Origin of the sequence: Arthrobacter psychrochitiniphilus, assembly GCF_003185915.1 — a bacterium.
GTDB classification, from domain to species: Bacteria; Actinomycetota; Actinomycetes; order Actinomycetales; family Micrococcaceae; genus Specibacter; species Specibacter psychrochitiniphilus.
In genome coordinates, this window is sequence record NZ_QHLZ01000001.1 from 15,950 (window position 1) to 35,884 (window position 19,935).

Sequence of the window (19,935 nt, forward strand, 5' to 3'; positions counted from 1 at the left end):
ACCACACCTCGCGAATCTGGGAGGAACGTCAGACCATGCCGGCCTGACGTTCCTCCCGGCGGGATTCCCACCGTCGCAGCAACAGGGCAATCAGCACGGCAACCACAAAACCGACCACCGTGTACATCACCCGCTCAAGGGTGAGTTCCACGCCCCGCTCGGCATCACCGAGGGAAGCGAAAATGAGCAGCATGGGCGTCAGTGCCAGGGTCTGCATTAGATAAGCACCGCCCATGGTGTACCAAACCATGACGAACAGGCAGAGCACAGCAACAATGACCCCGGCCCAGAGCGGCAGGAAGATGACCACTAGCAGCGCAAAAACAGCTCCCAGCAGGGTTCCCAGAATTCGCCCGTTCAGGGTGTCACGGCGCTGGTTTGGTAGCGGACGCAGGGCCATCAGTACGGTGACAGCGATCCAGTAGCCGTGGGGAATGTTATTGGACAATGTCCAGTACATGGCCGCTGCACAGAGCAGGCCAACCACAATCCCGTGCTCCCAAGCGACAGCCCTGGCCACCGGTTGAACGGGAGCCTGGAACTTGAGTAACTTGGTGATGAGTGCACCAACGGCGCCTCCGATCACGATCCAAACGGCCGCCTGCCACCACACGAGATTGATGGGGCCAGGACCAAAGAGGATCACCAGGATGGGCGCCAGCGAGAGCAACCCGGCTGATCGTTGATTGGTGAGCGCCGAGAGAATGGCCGCAACAAAAAGCAGCACAGCAATGGCCCAGGGGGTGTCCACCGCGTAGGAGGCAAGCGCACCAAGGACGGCTCCGATCAGGACCAGAACTACTGTCTGCCGGGGTTTACTAATGGGTGAAACAGCCATGCCGAGTCCCATGGCAATGCCAAATCCCATGCCCGCTGACGGGCCTGCAAGGATGCTGACAAGGGCCGAGGGGACCAAGAGTGCCACGAGAAGTTTCAAGGTGGTTGGCAAAGCACCCGGTTGCGGGCGGCTAAAGAGTGCCATGGCGTGGTTCCTGCCCTTTCAAAGCGTTGGGAGCGAGGCTCGCCCCGAATATTCCGTCACCGGAACTACCCAACGGAGCTACGCAACGGAGCCTAGAAGTAAGACTATCCATCGCGGTCCACAAATCCATGCTCCGGCAAAACGTTTCTTGTCAGTCACGTCACAGTGGCGCCACCTTGAAACGGCTGCTACACGGCTGCAGGGACACCCAATTGCCCCGTCAGCTTGGCCCAGCTTCAGGCTCGCTGTTCGGTGGCACTGGCGTGGGCTCCGCCGTCGTGCTTCCGATCCCGCAGGGCAAGCAACAAGCTGGCGGCGCTGTCAGGGTCCGGTACAGTGACGGCGAACTGCTTACCCGCCGTGGTGGTGACAATGAGACTAGGGCCGGCACCCATGACGACCGCCGAGCGGCCGGGCATGACACGGTAACCCCAGCCACCCCATTCGGAGGGGCGAATCTCGGTGACCTCGACGGAGGCAATGTTCTCGAGGGGGATGCGCTTGAGCGGGATCCGGCCCAGGGTGGAGACGATGCGCAGCCCGCGCCAGTCCACGGTCACCTGCAAGTGGGCGATCATGGCGACGATGACTGTGCTGAGCAACATGGTGGCGCCACCAATCCACACGGCGGAGAACTCATCGTTCAGCAAGTCCGGAATGTAGATCAGGCCGGTGAGACCAAGCAGTGCAACGGGCATCCAGAGCAGCATTTTCGAGGTGATGGTGCGCGACCACGCCCCGGTTTCCTGCTCCCCCAGCGGCATCCGGTGCTCGAATTTTCCGGTGGTGAACTTCGGCTTGGGCGCTATGAAATAGGGGACTGCCCCGAACAAGAAAGAGCCCATGACTGCGGCCAACCACCAGCCCAGGACCGCATCTTCGGCGCTGCCGGCGCGCAGAGTTAAGCCGGCGGAGACGAGCCAAGTGGACGCACCCATGCCCGAGAGCATCCCCGCAAATCCCAATATTCCGCGCAAAACTGCCGGGCGTAGGGTGCTGATGAAGGCTGCAACAAGTCCAATGATGGCGGGAATGCCCGTCAGCGACAGTCCTACGGTCAAGGCTGTCCCGGTGCTCATGAAATCATCAGGTCTGCCGGTTCCGGACCAGTGTGAGGCAAGGTCACCCGGTAGTTTATCCTGCCATGCGAACCACGTCATGCCGACGACGGCCAGCGGCAGCACCCCCGCAATGGCTGCACCGATCCGCCGCGTGGCGCTGGTCCTTTGCTGTACCTTTGTCATGCTTTTGCAACTCCCCCAATCAATCGCACAATGTCCTGCTGGGACATTCCCAGCTTGCGCGCTTCTCCTACTAGTTGTTGTGCCAATTCCGTGAGGCGGACAAGTCCGGGGCCGGCGTCGTGGCGCACGTAGGCTCCCCTGCCTTGGCGCATTTCAATGACGCCTTCATCCCTGAGCGCTTTGTAGGCCCGCAGCACCGTGTGCATATTGATCTGCAATGCGGCACCAAGATCCCGCGCAGGCGGCAGCCGCTCCCCTGGCGCTAAAGATCCATCAACCACACCAGAGCGCACCTGAATGGCAATCTGATCTGCGAGGGACAGTGCTGAAGAAGCATCGACACGGAATAACATGTTAGTAATTCTACTAGAACAATGCGAACAGAAAAAAGCGGAGTTAGCCAGTGCCAAATTGGCCAACATATGGGATTGTTCTCCTATGAGAGAGCTTAAATGTGGTGCCCTGCAATTACAGGGATCATTCGGCGCGAATGGTTACGTGATTCCGCTGGAAAACAGCTACGCCGTGGTGGATCCGGGTATGTGGTTCGGGGCCAAGGCCGTCATCACGGAGTTGGCAACCGCTGGCATCCTAGGGTCCGTGGAACACATTCTCTTGACCCACTACGATCTTGACCATGCCGGCGCAGCTCAGGCACTAGCAACAGAGACCGGAGCGACGCTGTGGATCGGTCAGGCCGACGCCGACATCCTCACCGGGCGCCGGCCTGCGGGGACGTTCGTGCGGCGCATCACGTCTTCACTTTTCCGGCCCAAAATCCCTGAGGACACCGCGTACATCGATAAGGACCCCGGATTCCCCGCCACAATTGCGGCAGTTCCTACACCAGGGCACACACCGGGGCATTTCGCTTTTGTCTGGGAACGGACGCTTTTGTGCGGGGACAGTGCCAGAGTCAACGCTGACGGCACGCTGCGGGACTTCATGCACGCGCTCAATACTGACAGTCAACAGGCGCGGGTATCACGCCAACAGTTGACAACAGTAGATGTTGACTGGGTTTGTCCCGGACACGGCAAGGTCACCCAAAGACGTCGCTAGAAGAGCACCCAAATATCAAGAGGCCCCGGCGGGTTCAACCAAGCCTTGCTGGTTAGACCCGCCAAGGCCCTTCAGGTGTGCGCCCCCGCTAGGCCCACGCTGGGCCCACGCTGGGCCCACGCTGGGCCCACGAGGCCGAGGGACCCGTAGTCGGCTCGCTTGCGAGCCGACTACGGGAGGCCGTGGGGACTAGCGCTGCGTGGCGCCGAACCGTTCTGCGGCCAGTTCTACGGCCGAGGCGCGGGCAGCCGAGGCCTCATCGGCGGTCAGGGTGCGGTCCGTGGCACGGAAACGCAGACCGAAGGCCAGCGATTTGTGGCCCTCCGGAATGCCCTTGCCTTGGTATTCATCGAACAGGGCCACATCCTCCAGTAGCTCGCCGGCGCCTTCACGCAGAGTTTCGAGCACAGTCTGTGCCGGAATCTGCGCAGGAACCACAAGAGCAACGTCCTGGGTGGCGAGCGGGAACGTGGAGATCGGCTTGGCCACAATGACATCCGCAGCTTCGGCAAATACCTTGTCGGCATTGATTTCCATGGCCACCGAGCGGGCGGGCATGTTCAGTTCAGCCAGCAGCTTCGGGTGCAGTTCGCCAGCGTGGCCAACAACTTCGCCGCTGCGCAGCTTCAGCACGGCAGCACGTCCCGGATGGAATGCCTGGTGCGAGCCCTGCTCGACCACCAAATCAACACCGACAACGTCAGCCACGAGGTGGGCCGCGTCAATCGCATCAGCCCAGTCCCAGGCACGCGGGGTGTGGGCCGGGGCTGCCGGGGTGTCCTTGCCCGTGAATACGGCCGCAATGGTGAGCGGCTGGTACGGGATGCCGTCGTACAGCGCGTCAAGGACCTCGTCGGAGGGCTTGGCGCCCAGAGGCGGGATCGAGGCGGTACCCATCTCGGCGCCCGGCAGGAACACCAAACCGGACTCGAACAGAGCCAGGTCATGGAAGCCGCGTGAGTGGTTACGCTTGGCAATCTCAATCAGACCCGGCAGCACGGAGGTGCGCAGGAAGCCGAACTCCTCGCTCAGCGGGTTCGCCAGCTTGATGGCCGCAAGGGGCGCCCCGGCCTCGGCAACACCGAAGGTGTCATTGGAAACCTTGGACACGAACGGGTAGGCCAAAATCTCTGTCAGGCCGGAATCGGCCAGGGCCTGGACCACACGGCGGCGCTGCTGCTGGGCGCGTGAGTAGCCGCGGCCCGGAGGTGCCGTGGGAAGGGTGGACGGGATGAGGTCATAGCCCACTAGGCGGGCCACCTCTTCCGTCAGGTCCTCCTTGGTGACCAAGTCATAACGCCAGCTCGGGGCTGTCACGGAGTACCCGCCGTCGACCTTCTCAACGCGCGCACCCAGATCCGTCAGTGATCCCATGACTTGGGCCTGGGTGAACTCCATGCCGATGCGGCCCGATGTGAAGCCGGACGGCAGGAACACGGGAGGCGCCGGCACAACGGAACCGGCGTCGGTGGCCGTGGTTTCCTCCGTGCCGCCGGCCAGTTCGACCAGCAGGTTCACGGCGCGCTGGGCTGCGACGTCGGCAATCTGGGTGTCCACGCCGCGCTCGAAGCGCTTGGACGCTTCGGAGGGCAGCTTGTGGCGGCGGCGCGAGCGGGCAATCGTGATTTCTTCGAAGTGTGCAGCCTCAACAAGCACGTTCACGGTGGCGGAGGTGACCTCGGTGGAGGCCCCGCCCATGACCCCGGCAATGCCGATGGGGCCGGAGGAATCAGTGATCAGGAGGTCCTCGGTATCGAGCTTGCGGACCTTCCCGTCGAGGGTTTTCAGGGTTTCTCCAGCGGCGGCACGGCGCACCACAATGTCACCGGCGAGTTTGTCGGCGTCGTAGAAGTGCAACGGCTGGCCCAGCTCGAGCATGACGTAGTTGGAGATGTCCACGGCCAAGGAGATGGAGCGGATCCCGGCCAGGCGCAGGCGTGAGGACATCCAGGTCGGAACCGGCGCTGAAGCATTGATGCCGCTCACGGTGCGGGCCACAAAGCGGTCGCAGCCGTCCTTGCCATAGATGGGTGCCTGATCGGCAAGCACAACCCCGTGTCCGTCACCGGTGGCGGGGCTCACGGAAACCAGCGATGCCGGGTCCGTGAACACACTGTCCGTGGCGTGCGCGTATTCACGGGCCACGCCGCGGATGCTGAACGCGTAGCCACGGTCCGGGGTGACGTTGATTTCGGCGGCTTCGTCATCCAGACCCAGCAGCGCCAATGCGTCAGTGCCCAGTTCCGGGTCAAGGCCCAAGGTGGAGAGCACCAGGATCCCGTCATGGTCATCACCAATGCCGAGCTCACGCACGGAGGCGATCATCCCGGCCGAGACGTGGCCGTAGGTCTTGCGCGGGGAGATGCGGAAGTCTCCGGGCAGCACGGCGCCGGGCAGGGTCACCACAACCTTGTCCCCTACCTCGAAGTTGTGTGCACCGCACACAATGCCTTGCACACCGGAGGGGTCGATGCCCTCAATGTCCAGGGTCTGGGCGGTACCTTCGGGTACCACACGGACGGAGCACCAGTTGATGGTTTTGCCGTTGGACTGCGCCTCGGGCTCCTTGGATAGAACCTGGCCCACCACAATGGGGCCGCTGATTTCATCCAAGGGACGGTGCACGTCCTCTTCTTCAAAGCCAACCTTGACAAGGTCGGTCATGACGTCTTCGGCAGTTGCTGTTGCCGGCACCTGCGCATACTCGCGCAGCCAAGTCAGTGGAATTCGCACTTGTCTTAGATCTCCATCCCAAAGTGTTCGCTGAATCGTACGTCGCCCTCGATCATGTCGTGCATGTCGGACACTTCGTTGCGGAACATCAACGCCCGTTCGATGCCCATGCCGAAGGCAAATCCTGAATATTCGTCCGGGTCAATGCCGGCCGCGCGGAGCACGTTCGGGTTGACCATGCCGCAGCCGCCCCACTCGATCCAGCGCGGGCCACCCTTGGCGCCCGGGTGCCAGATGTCCAGCTCCGCGGAGGGCTCGGTGAAGGGGAAGAAGTTGGGGCGGATGCGCACCTTTGCCTCGTCGCCGAACATCTGCCGGGTGAAGTGCTCCAGCGTGCCCACCAGATCTGCCATGGACAGGTCCTTATCGATGGCCAAGCCCTCGAACTGGTGGAACACGGGGGTGTGCGTGGCGTCGAGTTCATCGGTGCGGAACACCTTGCCGGGGCACAGCACGTATACGGGCAGTTCACGCTCAAGCATGGAACGGACCTGCACCGGTGAGGTGTGGGTGCGCAGCAGCAGGTGGGCTTCGGGAGGTTCCACGAAGAAGGTGTCCTGCATTTCGCGGGCCGGGTGGTCCGGGGCGAAGTTCAGGGCGTCAAAGTTGAACCATTCCGACTCCAGCTCCGGGCCTTCGGCAATTTCCCAGCCCATGCCCACGAAGATGTCGCAGACGCGGTCCTGGAGGGTGGAGAGCGGGTGGCGGGCACCAGCGCGGCGGCGGCGCGGGGCAGCCGTCACATCAACGGTTTCCTCGAGGAGGATCCGGGCGGCGTCCTCGGCTTCGAGCACCTCGGTGCGGGCTGCGAGCGCCTTGGCAACACGTCCACGCGATCCGCCCATTAGCTTGCCGGCGGCGGCCTTGAATTCCTTGGCGAGCCCGCCAATTTCACGGTTGGCCAGGCTCAGCGGTGATTTCTCACCGGTGTGCGCCAGCCGTGCGGTCTTCAACTCATCTAGCGTCGCGGCGGCAGCAATGGCGCCGAGCGCGTTCTCGACGGCTGTGCCAATGGCGGCTTCGTCCAGCGGGTCCGGGACCGCAATGGTCTCTGTGGTTGGTTCGGGCATCTCAGCCGTCTCGTGGGGCATCTTCGACATCTACAGTTTTTACCTAAGCTTGTGTGCGAGTAACCGGCGGGGTGGCTCATCCCGCCCGTACCAGTCTAGTTGACGGGGCAGCCCTGTTTTGAATCCAACTCGTTAGAACTTTCTCGCCCTTTCTCCCTCCCCGCTTGCTACGCTGGCGCCATGGGCATCCCTCTGCGCAGAAGTACGACGCCGGCCTCCCGCCGTGCGCCGCTGGCCTGCCTTGCGCTGGGCTGCCTTGCGCTGGGGTTCTTTGCTCTGGTGTTGGGCGGGTGCTCCGCAGTGGGTGCCTCCCCCCTCGAGTACATCCCGGAACCTGCCAAGATCCAGTCCGGCGTCGACTGCTCCACGGCTGGTTGGTGGGAGCCGGAAGCAGCGTCGCCGTCATCGCTGCACAAGGGCAGCATCCCGGAGGGCTTCACCACGGTTGGCGTGGTCCGCTGTACGTCCGACCCCGGCAGCCGCGTGGTGGAGGAGGATCACCTCAGCGGCGACTTTGCGCCTCTGCTTGCGGCACTGGCGCAGCCTAGCGAGCGCGGCGGGCCGGTCAGCTGCCTGGACTACGCAGAGCTTCCGCCTGCGATCTGGTTGGTCAACGCCGAGGGCCAGGCCGTCAACATCCAGTGGCCCCTTGACTCGTGCGAACACACCAAGCCAGACACGGCCAAGGCGTTGCAGGCGCTCACAGTTTCCGAATCACGCAGCGTACCCTCCCCGGAAGCCGCCCCGTGAACACGGTGGGCCCGCTGACTCCTGTCACCACGGTAACCCGCGCTGAACGACTGCGGGCGCTTGCCAATGCCGTGAACCTGTCCACGGCAGCCGGTTTGCTGCTAGCGACGCTGAGCCGGACCCCGGTAGAGCCCGGCCCGCACGGGCTGATCCTTGGCACCAACTACACCCCGAGGCTGCCGCTGGCCGGGGCGTTCACAGTGGGCAACGTCATCTTCTACCGCGCAGACCGTGCCTTCATTGATTCCCGCCCCGATCTGCTCGACCACGAAGCCGGCCATGCCACCCAGTACGCCTGGTGTTTAGGCCTGCCGTTTTTACCGCTCTATTTTTCCTGCGCAGCCTGGTCGTGGTGGCGCACGGGAGACCCCGGCAGCAGGAACTTCTTTGAGCGCAATGCCGGGTTGGCACTGGGCGGCTACCGCGAACTGCCCACGATTGCCCGGATGCCAATAATTTTCAACCCCCTCAAGAGAACCTCCCGCCCCCACCGCCGCAGTACACCACCGAAAGAGAACCGACCATGACAGATTCCTTCCACTGCATTACCGTCACGGGCCATGGTTCGGCCCATGCTGCACCGGACCAGTTCAACATCAACATCGGTATTGAAGCTTCCGCCCCCACCGTGCGTGCAGCATACTCCCATGCTGGCGAGGCCATGACGGCTGTCAACACCAAACTGCAAGCCCTCACAGTGGCCCGCGAGGCCATCAGCTCCTCCTCCCTCAACGTTGCGGCCAATACCCGTTGGGAGGATGGCACCGGAACCATCGTGACCGGCTACACGGTCTCAAGCACGCTCACAGTGGCACTGCGTTATGACCAGAGTCCCGGCGAGGTTATTGCTGCGGTGGTTGATACCGGTAACAACAATGTCCGCCTCAACGGGCTCACCCCAGTCCTGTCCGATCCGGCAGCCGCTCAGGACACCGCTCGAGCAGCCGCATGGGCGGATGCAGTCCGGGCGGCTGAGAACTATGCGGGCCTGGCTGGACGCTCGCTAGGTGCCGTCACGGAAGTCATTGAGGGTTCGGTGCGCGATAGCGCCCCCCGGCCCATGATGGCCCGGGCGCTTATGTCCGCCGATGCCTCGATGCCCATTGAACCGGGGCAAAGCAGCCTCTCTCTCTCAGTGCAGGTCACCTGGGAACTGAACTAAGTCTGTTCCCCGCTGATTGAGCCTGCCGAAACCAAGATCTCGGCAAGCTCAATCAGCGGCACACAACCGTCAATCAGCGGCTTCGCATGTTAGGAAACACTGATTTCGCGTTTGAGGATCTTGCCCGTGGGCCCTTTAGGCAGGGTATCCATGATGATGACCCTGCGCGGGAACTTGTAGGCGGCCACCCTGGCCTTGACGAACTCCACAATCTCGGCTGCGAGGGCCTCTGGATCCTCGGCGCCAACAGCTCCGGGCTTCAGCGACACCGCGGCACAGACTTCCTCGCCGTGGACGTCGTCGGGCATTCCCACTACGGCAGCCTCGGCCACTGCGGGGTGTTCGTAGAGGACCTCTTCAATTTCACGCGGGTAGATGTTGTAGCCACCACGGAGGATCATGTCCTTCTTGCGATCAACAATGAAGTACACGCCATCCTCATCCATCCGGCCTAAGTCACCCGTGCGGAACCAGCCGTCAGGGATAGCCTGGGCCGTCGCCTCGGGGTTATTCCAATACCCCTTCATGACATAGGGCCCGGCCACAGCAATTTCACCCACGGCACCGGGCTCAACATCGTTGCCAGCATCGTCAAGTACCCGCAATTGCGCACCGGCAACCGGCTGACCAATAGAGCCTGGCTTGCGGATCCCGTCGAGCTGGTTGAAGGTGACCACGGGAGAAGTCTCCGAGAGTCCGTAGCCTTCTAGCATGGTGGCCCCAAAGACCGTCTCGAATTCATGAAGCACCTCCAGCGGCAAGGGTGAGCCCCCTGATGCGGCAAGGCGCAGGGTGGAGAGGTCATAATTTTCCCGGCCAGGGGCACGCAGCAGCGCGATGTACATGGTGGGGACGCCTTCAAAAATGGTCACCTTGTCGCGCTGAATGATCTCCAACGCCTTGAGAGGATCGAACCTTGGCAAGATGGTCACGGTGGCACCTGCCATCACGGCCGAGTTCAGGGCGCACGTCTGCCCGAAGATGTGGAAGAAGGGCAGGCCGCCAAAGATGACGTCACCGGGCTGGCTGTTGAAGAGGCTGACGGAGACCTCAGCGTTACTGCGCAGATTCTCGTGTGTCAGCTCCGCACCCTTGGGCCGGCCCGTGGTGCCGGAGGTGTAGAGGATTACAGCGGTGTCGTCCTTCTGTGCAAGGGCCACCTCAGGGATCGGCTCAGCCCCGGCCAGTAACGCCATAAAATCGGCGTCGACAGCAATGACCTCCGTGCCGGATTCCTGCGCCCCCGGCACCACTTCCGCCATCACACCATCCCACGCGAAGGCCAAGGTGGCCCCGGAGTCCTTCAGGTGGTAGGCCACCTCGCGGGACTTCAGCAGCGGATTCAGTGGCACCACAATGGCCCCGTACCGCAGGATTCCGAAGTAGATGGGAGGCATCTGGGGAATGTTGGGCGCTATTAAGGCCACCCTGTCACCCGGTTTGACCCCACGTGCAGCCAACAGCCCGGCAACCTTGGAGCTGAGAACTTCCAAAGCAGTGAAGGTGAGCTCAATATCGTCCATCTTGATGGCAACTCCGGCTGGGTTTCGCTGAGCAGATGCCCCAACAATGGTGGCTAGGTTCGTCATGAAGGCTCCTTGGTTCTGGGCTACCGAGCAGCGAAAGAACCGGCCATGACCGCTGCTCCGCGCCAAGTGGGCGGGGCTTCCTTGCCCCATGGCTCCACCCTATCCTCACAATAAGTGATTTACGCCACATACCTACCTGCGGGTAACCAAATTCAAGCTTTTCACCCATTGAATCAAATTAGAATATATGTTCTAATTTCTATATGCGGTGGATGGCTCAACAACTCAATGAACCCTTATTTGCGTCCCTTCAGCCCATTCCGGGAACGGCTGAGCAGGTGAAGCCGCCCGGATTTCAAGCACCTCTGCTGCCGATGGCCGGGCTAATCCAAAGCGTTGCCACCCCGGAATTTGCTGGCATCACCTTCCATGAGGTGCTTTCTAAAACGGCCCTGAACAAGGTTCCTCCCAGTTCCACCATGCCCTTTGAATGGACTGTCAATCCATACCGGGGATGCTCCCACGCCTGTGTTTATTGTTTTGCCCGCAAAAGCCACACGTATCTGGACTTCGATGCCGGCACGGACTTTGACTCCCAAGTGGTGGTGAAGGTCAATGTTGCGGATGTGCTTCGCAAGGAACTGTTCAAGCCTTCCTGGCAGCACCGCCATGTGGCCCTTGGCACCAACACCGATCCCTACCAGCGGGCGGAAGGACGGTACAAGCTCATGCCCGGCATCATTGGTGCCCTCGCCGAGTCCGGCACCCCGTTTTCCATTCTTACCAAAGGCACGCTGTTAGCGCGCGATCTGCCCTTGTTGCGCGCAGCAGGACGCGACGTCAACGTGGGTATGGGCATCTCGCTGGCTTTGCTGGATGAGGAACTGGCTCAGACACTTGAACCAGGCACACCCTCCCCCAAGGCTCGGCTGTCCCTGATTAGCAAGCTGCGAGATGCCGGCCTGCCCTGCGGGGTCATGGCCATGCCGATTTTGCCCTGGCTGACCGACTCCGAGGACGCTTTGGATGCACTTATTGCCAGCCTGGCCCACGCAGGGGCAACGGGAGTCAGCGCCGGAGCCCTCTATTTGCGCCCGGGAACGCGGGAATGGTTCATGGGGTGGCTGGCCCGCGAGCACCCTTCCTTGGTGGGCCGGTACCGGCGGCTCTACGGTTCCGGCGCCTATGCGCCCAAGGAGTACCGGCAGTGGCTGGCATCGAGGGTCAATGAGGCCAAGGCACGCCACGGCTTTGGCACCCAAGGCTTTGTTCACGATCCCCGCCAGGAAGAAGCCAGCTATCCGCACGGTAGCCTGCCTGCTCTAACCGGCAAGGATCACAAGACCACCGTGCCACTCACCATGGGCGGTTTCCGTGGCAACTCCAACGCCAGGGAGGGCCGCGGCAGCAAAAAAGCGGGAATCCCCGAAGGGACCCCCGCCTCTGCCGATCCTGCACCCACATTGTTCTAGGGTCGCAATTCCCGTGCCACTTTGAACATCCTCAGTTCACGGGCAGTTTGTTACCGCCCTACTTGATGATCTGGACGTTGAACGGGAACTTGTAAACTTCCCCGTTGCGGAACTTCTTGGGCGCCTCCACCGCAGCGATGATGTGGATGATGAACAGTCCCAGACCAATAATCCCAAAGACAAACCCGAGGTAGGGAATGAAGGTCAGGACTCCGGCGATGCCACGCAGGATCGAAAAGTTCAGGTTCGCCTTGTGGTATTCATCGGAAAGGCCGTTCTTGCCCTTTTCCGTCAGGAAGAAGATCAGAGCAGGAATCCAGCTAAAGAACACGGAGAGCCAGTAGTTAAGCACCACGTTTCCGGCAGGATCAACCGCACCCTGCTGGTACGGCTGCTGAGCCGGCTGACTGTAGTTCTGCTGCGGGGCCTGCTGGTACGGCTGCTGCGCAGCTGGCTGGTTGTAGCCGGGCTGGGGTGCTTGCTGGTACGGCTGTTCCTGGGCGGGTTGGCCGTAGCCGGGCTGGGGGTAGGACGTAGGTGTTTCCGGTGCGTTGTAGCCCGGAGGTGTCGGCTCGACGGGCGGTGTGGGGGAATTATTCTCAGTCACGTTTTCACTCCTGAATGGTTGATATTTGCTTAACAACCTAACCCATGGCCCACGTGAAAGCCCGCATATGACGGGCAGATCCCCAGAAACACGAGCGGACGGAGTCGATTGAACGAATGTTCTTACCTCACCTTGTCCGCCCGTGTTTCTGGGCGTGGGTTTATCCGCTCTTGCGGCGGAATTCGCGCTTGTGAGCCGCTGCTCCGTGGGAAGCATTGATCTTCGGTCCACCAGTAGCAGACACGCTGCCGTGTTGCTGGTTCTTCTTATTCTCTAGGGCCTGACGAAACTTCTCTTTTGTTTCATCGCTGGCACCTGCGGCGGCTTGTTCGTCGTGGTGATCACTCGTCATGGCACAACCTCCTTGGGGTCTTCAGCACCCAGTCTGGCACAGCCAAATACTATTTCAACACCCACGAGAACAATTGTTCTCAGGACGTGTACTCGATCAAGGCATGCACAATGGGCAGATCGGCAGGAATCCATGGCAACTCCAAGATCTCCTGCCCTCCCAGATCCACCCACACCAGTGCGTCATGGTCTTCCAGCGGTTCGGGGGTGCCCTCCATTGACTCAGCGAGCCAGACACGCATGGCTGCGCCCGAGTTCAAGGGCCAGCCATCCGGCGTCGAGCCCTCTATTTCAGCACCTAGCGTCACAGTAACGCCCAGTTCCTCACGTAGCTCCCGATGAAGAGCTTCTTCTGGGCCCTCACCTTTCTCAATTTTTCCTCCGGGGAACTCCCACATACCTGCAAACTCTGGCGGCGCGGTCCTGCGTGCGGCTAGGAGTTGTTGGGGATTTGATAGCGAGTCCACGAGGGCGGCACCTACGATTTGTTTCATTGAAGTCACCAGCTCAGTCTAGGGCGAACTAGACTGACCAAAGCATCATCTTGGCCCTGCCGCTGCGCACTATGGCGCCGGCACCTGCTTCCCGCTTCCCGCGGCGGAACCGGGATCCCACCTTGTGAAAGTTTGTCTCTATGTCTTTGTCCTTGCTTAAAACCTGGCGTGACACCACACCCACTTCCCCCAACGTTATTGCCTGGGCAATTCTGGCCTTGGCCATAGGCGGATTCGGCATCGGCACCACCGAATTTGCCATGATGGGCCTGCTGCCCAACGTGGCAGCAGGTGTGGGCGTCAGTGTGCCAGCAGCCGGACACGTCATCTCTGCCTACGCCCTTGGAGTAGTTGTGGGCGCACCCATGCTGGTCGCCATCGGCGCGAAGATGCCGCGAAAAACACTGGCTCTGGGCCTGATGGCACTTTTCACCGTGGGCAATCTGCTCTCCGTCATGGCGCAGGATTACACCACTTTGCTCATCACCCGATTCATTGCGGGCCTTCCCCATGGGGCCTTCTTCGGTGTAGCCGCTGTCTTGGCAGCATCACTGGTTGCTCCCGGCAAGCGCGGGCGTGCCATCTCCATGGTCATGATGGGCTTATCCGTAGCGAACGTTCTCGGTGTGCCCTTGGCTACCTTTGTGGGCCAACAATTTGGTTGGCGCTGGCTGTTCATCCTGGTTGGAATCATTGGCGTCATCACCATGGTGTGCATTGCTTTGTTGGTTCCGGCGCAAAAGGCTCATCCCGATGCAAGCCTGCGCAAGGAACTCAGCGCACTGCGCCGCGGACAGGTATGGCTAACCCTGCTGGTGGGAGTTGTGGGCTTTGGCGGATTCTTCGCCGTTTATACGTACGTGGCCAACACCATGACGGACGTGGCCGGCTTTGACTCCGGTTTCCTTCCCGTCATTGTTGGCCTGTACGGGCTGGGAATGGTTGCTGGCAGCTACATAGGCGGACGCATGGCCGACTGGTCCGTCATGGGCAGCATCTACGTCATGATGGGTTTCATCGCCGTTATTCTGGTGATCTACGCGGCCACGGTCCATATCCAGTGGATGGCACTTTTGATGATCTTCGTCATTGGCGCCTCAGGGTCCATGCTTGTCCCATCTCTGCAGACCCGGCTTCTGGACGTCTCCCCCGGCGCCCCCACCTTGGCTTCCTCACTGAACCATTCAGCATTGAATATGGCCAATGCATTGGGAGCCTTCGCTGGTGGGCTCGTCATCACCTGGGGCTGGGGATTCACCGCACCTGCCCTCGTTGGTGCCGTGCTGGCGGTGCTGGGCCTGGTCATAGCTCTCTTCAGCGGCCTGCTCGATAAGAGATCCCCCAAAAACGTGGCTCACTAGCCACACCCGCAATTGGCCCCAGCTATAAAAAGCCAGGGCTCACCCCAGGCGCCGTTGGGCCCTGGCGCTAGCGTAGAGACATACCGTTGCTGCGGTGCCCAGATTCAGCGATTCTGCGGCGCCGTAGACAGGTACTGCCACCCGATGATCGGCCAGAGCCTTCTCTTCCCCCGCCAGGCCTTGGGCTTCGTTGCCGAAGAGCCACATAGTGGGCTCCGCCAGGTCATACAGGGAATCGGGAATCTCTTGGTCAAAGGACCGGGCGGCACTCTCATCCTGCAAGAGGTCCAAATTGAGCTGCCCGTAGCCATCCGCTGCCAGAATGCCTACACCGGCCGCCTTGGCCGCTGCCACAACCTGGGCCACGTCGGCACCAAGCACCACAGGCAGGTGGAACAGCGAACCGGCAGTGGAGCGCACAGCCTTGGGGTTGTAAATATCCACACTGGACGAGGAGAAAATGACGGCGTCCGCACCAGCGGCATCCGCGGCACGCAGGACAGTGCCAGCATTACCAGGGTCCTGCACGCGGCACAGCATGGCGATGAGTTTGGGCTTAGCGGCGAGGACTTCTTCAAGAGGCACGTCAACGAAATTGCAGACGGCCACAACACCCTGAGGTGTTACGGTGTCCGTCATGGCCGCCAGGACCATGTCGCTGGCAATCCGCACCTGAAGGCGAGACCCTGGCGCGGAGGCGGACTCCATGATCTCTGGGAATTTTTTCAAGCATTCCACAGTTGCGTAGAGGGCCTCCACCACGGGTGTACCGCCAGCGGCCAGGCACTCGCGGTGTGCCCGTAGGGCTTCACGTACGGCTTGTGGACCCTCAGCGAAGAACTGGCGCCGCTTTAAACGGCCCGAGCGCCCAACCAGTTTGGCAACGTCCCTCACTCGATCTGCTCGAGGGTTGGTCATTGCATCTGCTGGTGGGCGCCCGGGTTCATTCATGGTTAGGACTTTAGCAGTCACTTGCCATGAACAAGGAACTCAAGGGTTCCTGTTGAAAGCTAGAACTACTTTGCTACCGGTGCTGAGGTGTCGGCAGGCAGTGCAGCCTTGGCCAAGCCAACCAGCGCGGCGAAAGCACCGGCGTCGTTGACGGCCAGGTCGGCCAGCATGCGGCGGTCAACCTCGATCTGCGCAGCCTTCAGGCCCTGGATCAAACGGTTGTAGGTCAGGCCGTTGGCGCGTGATGCAGCGTTGATACGCTGGATCCAGAGGCGACGGAAGTCACCCTTGCGCTTGCGGCGGTCACCGTAGCTGTACACAAACGAGTGCAGCAGCTGCTCTTTGGCCTTACGGTAAAGGCGTGAACGCTGTCCGCGGTAACCCTTTGCGCGCTCAAGAATAACCCGACGCTTTTTGTGGGCGTTTACAGCCCTCTTCACACGTGCCACGTGCGTACTCCTTCAAATTTTAAAGATCCCAAGCCAATCATGCCAGGGAAGGCTTTGATGAATAGTGAGTCATCCCGGAAGGGAATCACACCGATTGACTTGCGAAATTAGATGCCGAGCATCTTCTTGATGTTGCGAACATCTGCCTTGGCAACCGTGAGGTCACCCTTCAGACGACGCTTCAAGCTGGAAGGCTTGTGCTCCAGGTAGTGGCGGCGGTTAGCCTGCTGGCGCTGAAGCTTACCGGAACCGGTGAGCTTGAAACGCTTCTTAGCACCACTATGTGTCTTCATTTTAGGCATGAGGACCTGTCTCCTTACGTATCCACCGGCGCTGCCTGTGGTTCTCTTGCAGCGACCGGTTGGGTCACTGTGTGGGTGTATTCACCGCTGAAAAGGTGCGAACCTTATTCAGCTGAGCTGGGGGTTTCGGCTGCCGGGGTGCTCTTTGCAGAGGCAGGCTTGGCAGCCGATTTTGCACCAGCCTTGGCGGCAGGCTTGGCTGCGGGCTTCGCAACAACAGGCTTGGCCATGGGCTTGGGCATGGGGATGGGCTTTGCGGCCACGGGCTTGGGAGCTGCAACCGGCTTGGCGGCTGCGGCAGGCTTTGTTGCTACGGGCGCCTTGGGTGCAACAGACTTAGTCGCGGCAGCCTTGGGAGCTGCAGCCTTAGGAGCAGCAGCCTTGGGAGCTACCTTCGCTTCCGGGGACTTGGCAGGTACGACGGCGGCGGGGGCCGACTTTTCTGCCGGAACCTCCTTGGCCGGGGCTGCTTCGGGAGCCGGAGCCTGCGCCGCTACGGGAGCCTCAACGACTACCTCTTCAACGGTCTCGACGGCGACTGGAGCCGGTGCGTCTTCGCCCAGGTGCAGGCCGTCGGGCAGCAAGTCAGCCAATGATTGGGTCATGGGCGCCTTGTTATCGCGGTCCACATCAACGCGGGCCGTGCCATTGGCAACTGCCTCGTTGTGGGCCTTGGCATCTGCACGCTGCTGATTGCGACGAGCCTCAGCCTTAGCTTCAGCCTTATTCTTCAGCGGGCCAATAACCATGACCATGTTGCGTCCGTCAATGCGGGGGCTTGATTCAACCACGCCAACCTCGGCAACGTCTTCGGCAAACTTCTGCAGGAGGCGGATGCCCATGTCGGGACGCTGCTGCTCACGGCCACGGAACTGAATCATGGCCTTGACCTTGTCGCCGGCACCGAGGAAGCGGAGGGCGTGTCCACGCTTGGTCTCGTAGTCGTGCTTGTCGATTTTGAGACGGAAACGGATTTCCTTCAAAACGGTGTTGGTCTGGTTCTTGCGGGCTTCACGAGCCTTGACTGCGGCTTCGTACTTGTACTTGCCGAAGTCCATCAGTTTGCACACCGGCGGCTTGGCCGTCGGTGCTACCTCAACCAGATCCAAGTCAGACTCAGCTGCTAAACGAAGGGCATCCTCAATGCGGACAACTCCAACTTGTTCGCCTGCTGGCCCAACCAACCGCACCTCAGGGACGCGGATTCGATCATTGATTCGTGGCTCGCTAATGTGACGCTCCTGTTGCATAAAAAGGTGAGTACCATCAGCAACGAAGAAGGCCTCCAATTTGCTGATGCAATGGAGGCCTCGAAAAATTGGCACACACTTTCCGCGAACGGACTGTGCTGGCTCCCCGTAAGCGAAAGCGCCAACCTGAACCAGACAACGCCTTGGAAGGGTCGAAAGGTGGGAGAGGACTCCACTTGCAAACTCTGTGCCATTACCTTGGCGTATCCTGTGACTTTCGTCTTTTGGACACACTCTAAATAACAGCATCGAGTCGGTCTATGACAAGCTTAGCAGTATGAGTACCCAAGATAATAATTCAGAGTCACGCAACACTTTTCAGGCGGCCGCGGAGGAGTCCCTGACGGACAGCCAGGCAGCTTCGGTGGTGCGTGACATCGCCGAAGTTCCGGCCATTGAGGTCATAACAACCGCGGCCGTTCACCTCATGAGCGCGGCAGCAGTCAAGTGCGGCCTGGCAGCGGGACCGGACGCGGAAGAGCTGAAGGATCTGGATGAAGCCCGCAAGCTCATTACGGCCCTCGCCGGCTTCGTCACGGCCGCGGCCCCCGAGATTGGCAGCCAGCATGCTGGCCCGTTGCGCGATGGCCTGCGCTCCTTGCAGCTCGCCTTCCGTGAAGCTTCCGAGTTCCCTGATGCACCAGGCAAGGGGCCCGGCGAGAAATTCACCGGAGCAGTCAACTAGTTCCTAGCTCAGGGTTCTAGATAAACCCGGCCGGGCACTTGAAAAAGAGAGTGCAGTTGGTGGACCGAAACCATTCTGGTCCACCAACTGCACTCTCTTTTGTCTCTAAACTCCCTTTAGACCGGATCTGGTTGGCCCAGGAACTCATCCGGGTCCAACTCGGCCCCGAGCTTTGATGTTGCACTCTTTGCAAGTGCAGCATTGCGGCGGCGGTTCCACACCGACATGGCGATCAGGCCAATGATTGCCAACGTGCCACAGATGGCTCCAATGATGGCGAAGCCAGCCCAAGGGCCAATGCGATCAATCATGGCTCCTGCAAAGGGTGAGCCCATGGCGCTGCCAATAGTCATCGAGGATCCATACCAGCCCATGGCTTCACCGCGCCGGCGTTCCGATACCAGGTCAGCAATATGTTCAGCGCTTGAGGTCAGGACTGGCGCGCAGAGCAGGCCCGGAAGAATAGAGAGCAGGCCCAGTGTCCACGCATCGGTGGCAAATCCCATCGGGATGATCAGCAGTGCCATGGCCATCAGCAGCCACAAGGGGTTAATGGAGCGTTTGAGGGCTCCGTAGAGAATGCCACCAACAATCGAGGCACCGCACCAGAAGAGGAAAACAATACCCAAATCTCCTACAACATCGTTTTCCCGCATGATGGCCACCATGCCCACATTGGTGCCGGCCAGGACCAGCCCGGCTCCCAATGATGTCCCCAAAATGGCAAGCACAGCAATGTTGACCCAGCGCAGGTTGTGCCGTGTACCGCCCCACATCCTGAGTAGGATGTTCTTATCTGCAAGGTCGGGGGCTGGGCGGTCCTCAACGGCATCGATGGGCGCCACCTCGGCGCTGCCAACGGCTACGAAGGATCCCTTTTGCCCGGTTCTGGTGGGTGGGTTGAAGATCATCAAGAACACCCCGGCCATGGACGCCGTGAGCCCAATGATGACCAGACCAACCACAGTGTGAATGGTGGTGGCCAACAAAACGCCCGCAGCCGGACCAATCATGAACGTGATTTCGGCCCCCATGGAGTCCAAGGCATACGCGGTACGCCGTTGCGCCTGAGGCACCATCACGCTCAGCGCTTGACGGACCACGGAGAAGATGGGTACGGCGAAGATTCCACCGATGAATGCTGCCACCACAAGGAATTGAAAACTCAAGAGCGGCGCCACGCTCCAGACGGCAACCTCGGCTATCACTGAGGGAACTAGAGCTCTGCGCAGTCCATGAATGTCAACGAGCCGCCCACGCCACGGGGCGCCGAAGGCCATGCCGATCGTGATGGCGGCGGCAACCAGCCCAGCGGAGGCGTAACTGAGCTTCATGGTTTCAACAACGTGCAGTGTCAGGAGAACGCCGGCAGCCGCATGCGGGATGCGTGCAAACATGGCTATGATCAGCAGTCTGCGCACGGGTCCAACCGCCAGGATTTCACGGTACGCGGCAAAGTTCACGGGGCACTCTCTTTCATG

General features: G+C 60.8%; 21 protein-coding genes. 7 read left to right on the top strand and 14 right to left on the bottom strand.

The genetic code is table 11. The features are described 5' to 3' along the window. Positions 1-28: 28 nt before the first annotated feature. The 3 genes from CVS29_RS00085 to CVS29_RS00095 form a co-directional block, all read right to left on the bottom strand. Complete coding sequence (locus tag CVS29_RS00085; protein ID WP_110104314.1) at positions 29-982, bottom strand: FUSC family protein; 954 nt, start codon at positions 980-982, stop codon at positions 29-31. 236 nt (positions 983-1,218) lie between these two features. Then, positions 1,219-2,226: a hypothetical protein gene (locus CVS29_RS00090; RefSeq protein WP_110104315.1), complete on the bottom strand. Its 1,008-nt coding sequence runs from the start codon at positions 2,224-2,226 to the stop codon at positions 1,219-1,221. Further along, entirely contained in the window at positions 2,223-2,579 is a 357-nt protein-coding gene (locus CVS29_RS00095) for a GntR family transcriptional regulator (protein WP_110104316.1), read from the bottom strand. The genes CVS29_RS00090 and CVS29_RS00095 overlap by 4 nt, the downstream gene beginning before the upstream one ends. An 85-nt stretch (positions 2,580-2,664) precedes the next feature. On the opposite strand from CVS29_RS00095, the gene CVS29_RS00100 reads away from it, so the two are divergent. After that, complete coding sequence (locus tag CVS29_RS00100) at positions 2,665-3,288, top strand: MBL fold metallo-hydrolase (RefSeq protein WP_170120850.1); 624 nt, start codon at positions 2,665-2,667, stop codon at positions 3,286-3,288. A 189-nt stretch (positions 3,289-3,477) separates the two neighbouring features. Here CVS29_RS00100 and pheT read toward each other — a convergent pair whose 3' ends face one another. Together pheT and pheS are read right to left on the bottom strand one after the other, a co-directional pair. Continuing rightward, the gene (pheT, locus tag CVS29_RS00105) at positions 3,478-6,021 is read right to left on the bottom strand and encodes a phenylalanine--tRNA ligase subunit beta (RefSeq protein WP_110104318.1); all 2,544 of its coding nucleotides are present in this window, start codon (positions 6,019-6,021) and stop codon (positions 3,478-3,480) included. A gap of 5 nt (positions 6,022-6,026) precedes the next feature. Further along, entirely contained in the window at positions 6,027-7,121 is a 1,095-nt protein-coding gene (gene pheS / locus CVS29_RS00110; protein WP_179442389.1) for a phenylalanine--tRNA ligase subunit alpha, read from the bottom strand. A gap of 150 nt (positions 7,122-7,271) precedes the next feature. Between pheS and CVS29_RS00115 the strand changes: the two genes are divergently transcribed. Genes CVS29_RS00115 through CVS29_RS00125 form a run of 3 tightly spaced genes read left to right on the top strand, consistent with a single transcriptional unit; the run spans position 7,272 to position 9,003 of the window. Further along, positions 7,272-7,841, top strand: coding sequence for a hypothetical protein (locus tag CVS29_RS00115; RefSeq protein ID WP_110104319.1), 570 nt, complete (start codon positions 7,272-7,274; stop codon positions 7,839-7,841). After that, complete coding sequence (locus tag CVS29_RS00120; RefSeq protein ID WP_245931979.1) at positions 7,838-8,368, top strand: hypothetical protein; 531 nt, start codon at positions 7,838-7,840, stop codon at positions 8,366-8,368. Before CVS29_RS00115 ends, CVS29_RS00120 begins: the two co-directional genes overlap by 4 nt. After that, positions 8,365-9,003, top strand: coding sequence for an SIMPL domain-containing protein (locus CVS29_RS00125; RefSeq protein ID WP_110104320.1), 639 nt, complete (start codon positions 8,365-8,367; stop codon positions 9,001-9,003). The genes CVS29_RS00120 and CVS29_RS00125 overlap by 4 nt, the downstream gene beginning before the upstream one ends. 89 nt (positions 9,004-9,092) lie before the next feature. Here the strand turns inward: CVS29_RS00125 and CVS29_RS00130 are convergent, their stop codons facing one another. Next, positions 9,093-10,592 (bottom strand): long-chain-fatty-acid--CoA ligase, encoded by a 1,500-nt coding sequence (locus tag CVS29_RS00130; RefSeq protein ID WP_110104321.1) that lies wholly within the window; start codon positions 10,590-10,592, stop codon positions 9,093-9,095. Positions 10,593-10,795: 203 nt separating this feature from the next. Between CVS29_RS00130 and CVS29_RS00135 the strand changes: the two genes are divergently transcribed. After that, a complete protein-coding gene (locus CVS29_RS00135) occupies positions 10,796-12,004 on the top strand; it encodes an Rv2578c family radical SAM protein (RefSeq protein ID WP_373366678.1) in 1,209 nt (402 codons plus the stop codon). A 58-nt stretch (positions 12,005-12,062) separates the two neighbouring features. On the opposite strand, the gene CVS29_RS00140 is transcribed toward CVS29_RS00135, so the two are convergent. The 3 genes from CVS29_RS00140 to CVS29_RS00150 all read right to left on the bottom strand — a co-directional run bounded on the left by CVS29_RS00140 (position 12,063) and on the right by CVS29_RS00150 (position 13,456). After that, entirely contained in the window at positions 12,063-12,611 is a 549-nt protein-coding gene (locus CVS29_RS00140) for a DUF4870 domain-containing protein (RefSeq protein ID WP_110104322.1), read from the bottom strand. 160 nt (positions 12,612-12,771) lie between these two features. Next, positions 12,772-12,963, bottom strand: coding sequence for a DUF5302 domain-containing protein (locus CVS29_RS00145; protein WP_110104323.1), 192 nt, complete (start codon positions 12,961-12,963; stop codon positions 12,772-12,774). Between the two features lie 79 nt (positions 12,964-13,042). Next, positions 13,043-13,456 (bottom strand): (deoxy)nucleoside triphosphate pyrophosphohydrolase, encoded by a 414-nt coding sequence (locus tag CVS29_RS00150; RefSeq protein WP_218868147.1) that lies wholly within the window; start codon positions 13,454-13,456, stop codon positions 13,043-13,045. Between the two features lie 140 nt (positions 13,457-13,596). Here CVS29_RS00150 and CVS29_RS00155 point away from each other — a divergent pair, with 140 nt between their 5' ends. Further along, positions 13,597-14,817 carry an MFS transporter gene (locus CVS29_RS00155; RefSeq protein WP_110104325.1) on the top strand — a complete coding sequence of 407 codons (1,221 nt, stop codon included), beginning with the start codon at positions 13,597-13,599 and terminating at the stop codon, positions 14,815-14,817. A gap of 39 nt (positions 14,818-14,856) precedes the next feature. On the opposite strand, the gene CVS29_RS00160 is transcribed toward CVS29_RS00155, so the two are convergent. The 4 genes from CVS29_RS00160 to infC all read right to left on the bottom strand — a co-directional run bounded on the left by CVS29_RS00160 (position 14,857) and on the right by infC (position 17,769). Beyond that, positions 14,857-15,768 carry a TrmH family RNA methyltransferase gene (locus CVS29_RS00160; RefSeq protein WP_110104326.1) on the bottom strand — a complete coding sequence of 304 codons (912 nt, stop codon included), beginning with the start codon at positions 15,766-15,768 and terminating at the stop codon, positions 14,857-14,859. Positions 15,769-15,833: 65 nt separating this feature from the next. Next, the gene (rplT, locus tag CVS29_RS00165; RefSeq protein WP_110104327.1) at positions 15,834-16,217 is read right to left on the bottom strand and encodes a 50S ribosomal protein L20; all 384 of its coding nucleotides are present in this window, start codon (positions 16,215-16,217) and stop codon (positions 15,834-15,836) included. 107 nt (positions 16,218-16,324) lie between these two features. After that, positions 16,325-16,519 carry a 50S ribosomal protein L35 gene (gene rpmI / locus CVS29_RS00170; protein WP_044571805.1) on the bottom strand — a complete coding sequence of 65 codons (195 nt, stop codon included), beginning with the start codon at positions 16,517-16,519 and terminating at the stop codon, positions 16,325-16,327. Positions 16,520-16,623: 104 nt separating this feature from the next. After that, entirely contained in the window at positions 16,624-17,769 is a 1,146-nt protein-coding gene (gene infC / locus CVS29_RS00175) for a translation initiation factor IF-3 (protein ID WP_110104328.1), read from the bottom strand. Between the two features lie 277 nt (positions 17,770-18,046). On the opposite strand from infC, the gene CVS29_RS00180 reads away from it, so the two are divergent. Beyond that, positions 18,047-18,454: a DUF1844 domain-containing protein gene (locus tag CVS29_RS00180; protein ID WP_110104329.1), complete on the top strand. Its 408-nt coding sequence runs from the start codon at positions 18,047-18,049 to the stop codon at positions 18,452-18,454. 116 nt (positions 18,455-18,570) lie between these two features. Here the strand turns inward: CVS29_RS00180 and CVS29_RS00185 are convergent, their stop codons facing one another. Next, positions 18,571-19,917 (bottom strand): MFS transporter, encoded by a 1,347-nt coding sequence (locus CVS29_RS00185; RefSeq protein ID WP_110104330.1) that lies wholly within the window; start codon positions 19,915-19,917, stop codon positions 18,571-18,573. Between the last annotated feature and the right edge of the window lie 18 nt (positions 19,918-19,935).

What these genes read in the sequence shown, in the direction of transcription:
- CVS29_RS00130 (WP_110104321.1), bottom strand. Translation starts at nt 10,592, where the DNA reads ATGACGAACCTAGCCACCATTGTTGGGGCATCTGCTCAGCGAAACCCA.
- CVS29_RS00180 (WP_110104329.1), top strand. Translation starts at nt 18,047, where the DNA reads ATGAGTACCCAAGATAATAATTCAGAGTCACGCAACACTTTTCAGGCG.
- CVS29_RS00115 (WP_110104319.1), top strand. Translation starts at nt 7,272, where the DNA reads ATGGGCATCCCTCTGCGCAGAAGTACGACGCCGGCCTCCCGCCGTGCG.
- CVS29_RS00160 (WP_110104326.1), bottom strand. Translation starts at nt 15,768, where the DNA reads ATGAATGAACCCGGGCGCCCACCAGCAGATGCAATGACCAACCCTCGA.
- CVS29_RS00085 (WP_110104314.1), bottom strand. Translation starts at nt 982, where the DNA reads ATGGCACTCTTTAGCCGCCCGCAACCGGGTGCTTTGCCAACCACCTTG.
- CVS29_RS00135 (WP_373366678.1), top strand. Translation starts at nt 10,796, where the DNA reads ATGCGGTGGATGGCTCAACAACTCAATGAACCCTTATTTGCGTCCCTT.
- CVS29_RS00145 (WP_110104323.1), bottom strand. Translation starts at nt 12,963, where the DNA reads ATGACGAGTGATCACCACGACGAACAAGCCGCCGCAGGTGCCAGCGAT.
- pheS (WP_179442389.1), bottom strand. Translation starts at nt 7,121, where the DNA reads ATGTCGAAGATGCCCCACGAGACGGCTGAGATGCCCGAACCAACCACA.
- infC (WP_110104328.1), bottom strand. Translation starts at nt 17,769, where the DNA reads ATGCAACAGGAGCGTCACATTAGCGAGCCACGAATCAATGATCGAATC.
- CVS29_RS00155 (WP_110104325.1), top strand. Translation starts at nt 13,597, where the DNA reads ATGTCTTTGTCCTTGCTTAAAACCTGGCGTGACACCACACCCACTTCC.
- CVS29_RS00125 (WP_110104320.1), top strand. Translation starts at nt 8,365, where the DNA reads ATGACAGATTCCTTCCACTGCATTACCGTCACGGGCCATGGTTCGGCC.
- rpmI (WP_044571805.1), bottom strand. Translation starts at nt 16,519, where the DNA reads ATGCCTAAAATGAAGACACATAGTGGTGCTAAGAAGCGTTTCAAGCTC.
- CVS29_RS00095 (WP_110104316.1), bottom strand. Translation starts at nt 2,579, where the DNA reads ATGTTATTCCGTGTCGATGCTTCTTCAGCACTGTCCCTCGCAGATCAG.
- CVS29_RS00100 (WP_170120850.1), top strand. Translation starts at nt 2,665, where the DNA reads ATGAGAGAGCTTAAATGTGGTGCCCTGCAATTACAGGGATCATTCGGC.
- CVS29_RS00150 (WP_218868147.1), bottom strand. Translation starts at nt 13,456, where the DNA reads ATGAAACAAATCGTAGGTGCCGCCCTCGTGGACTCGCTATCAAATCCC.
- CVS29_RS00090 (WP_110104315.1), bottom strand. Translation starts at nt 2,226, where the DNA reads ATGACAAAGGTACAGCAAAGGACCAGCGCCACGCGGCGGATCGGTGCA.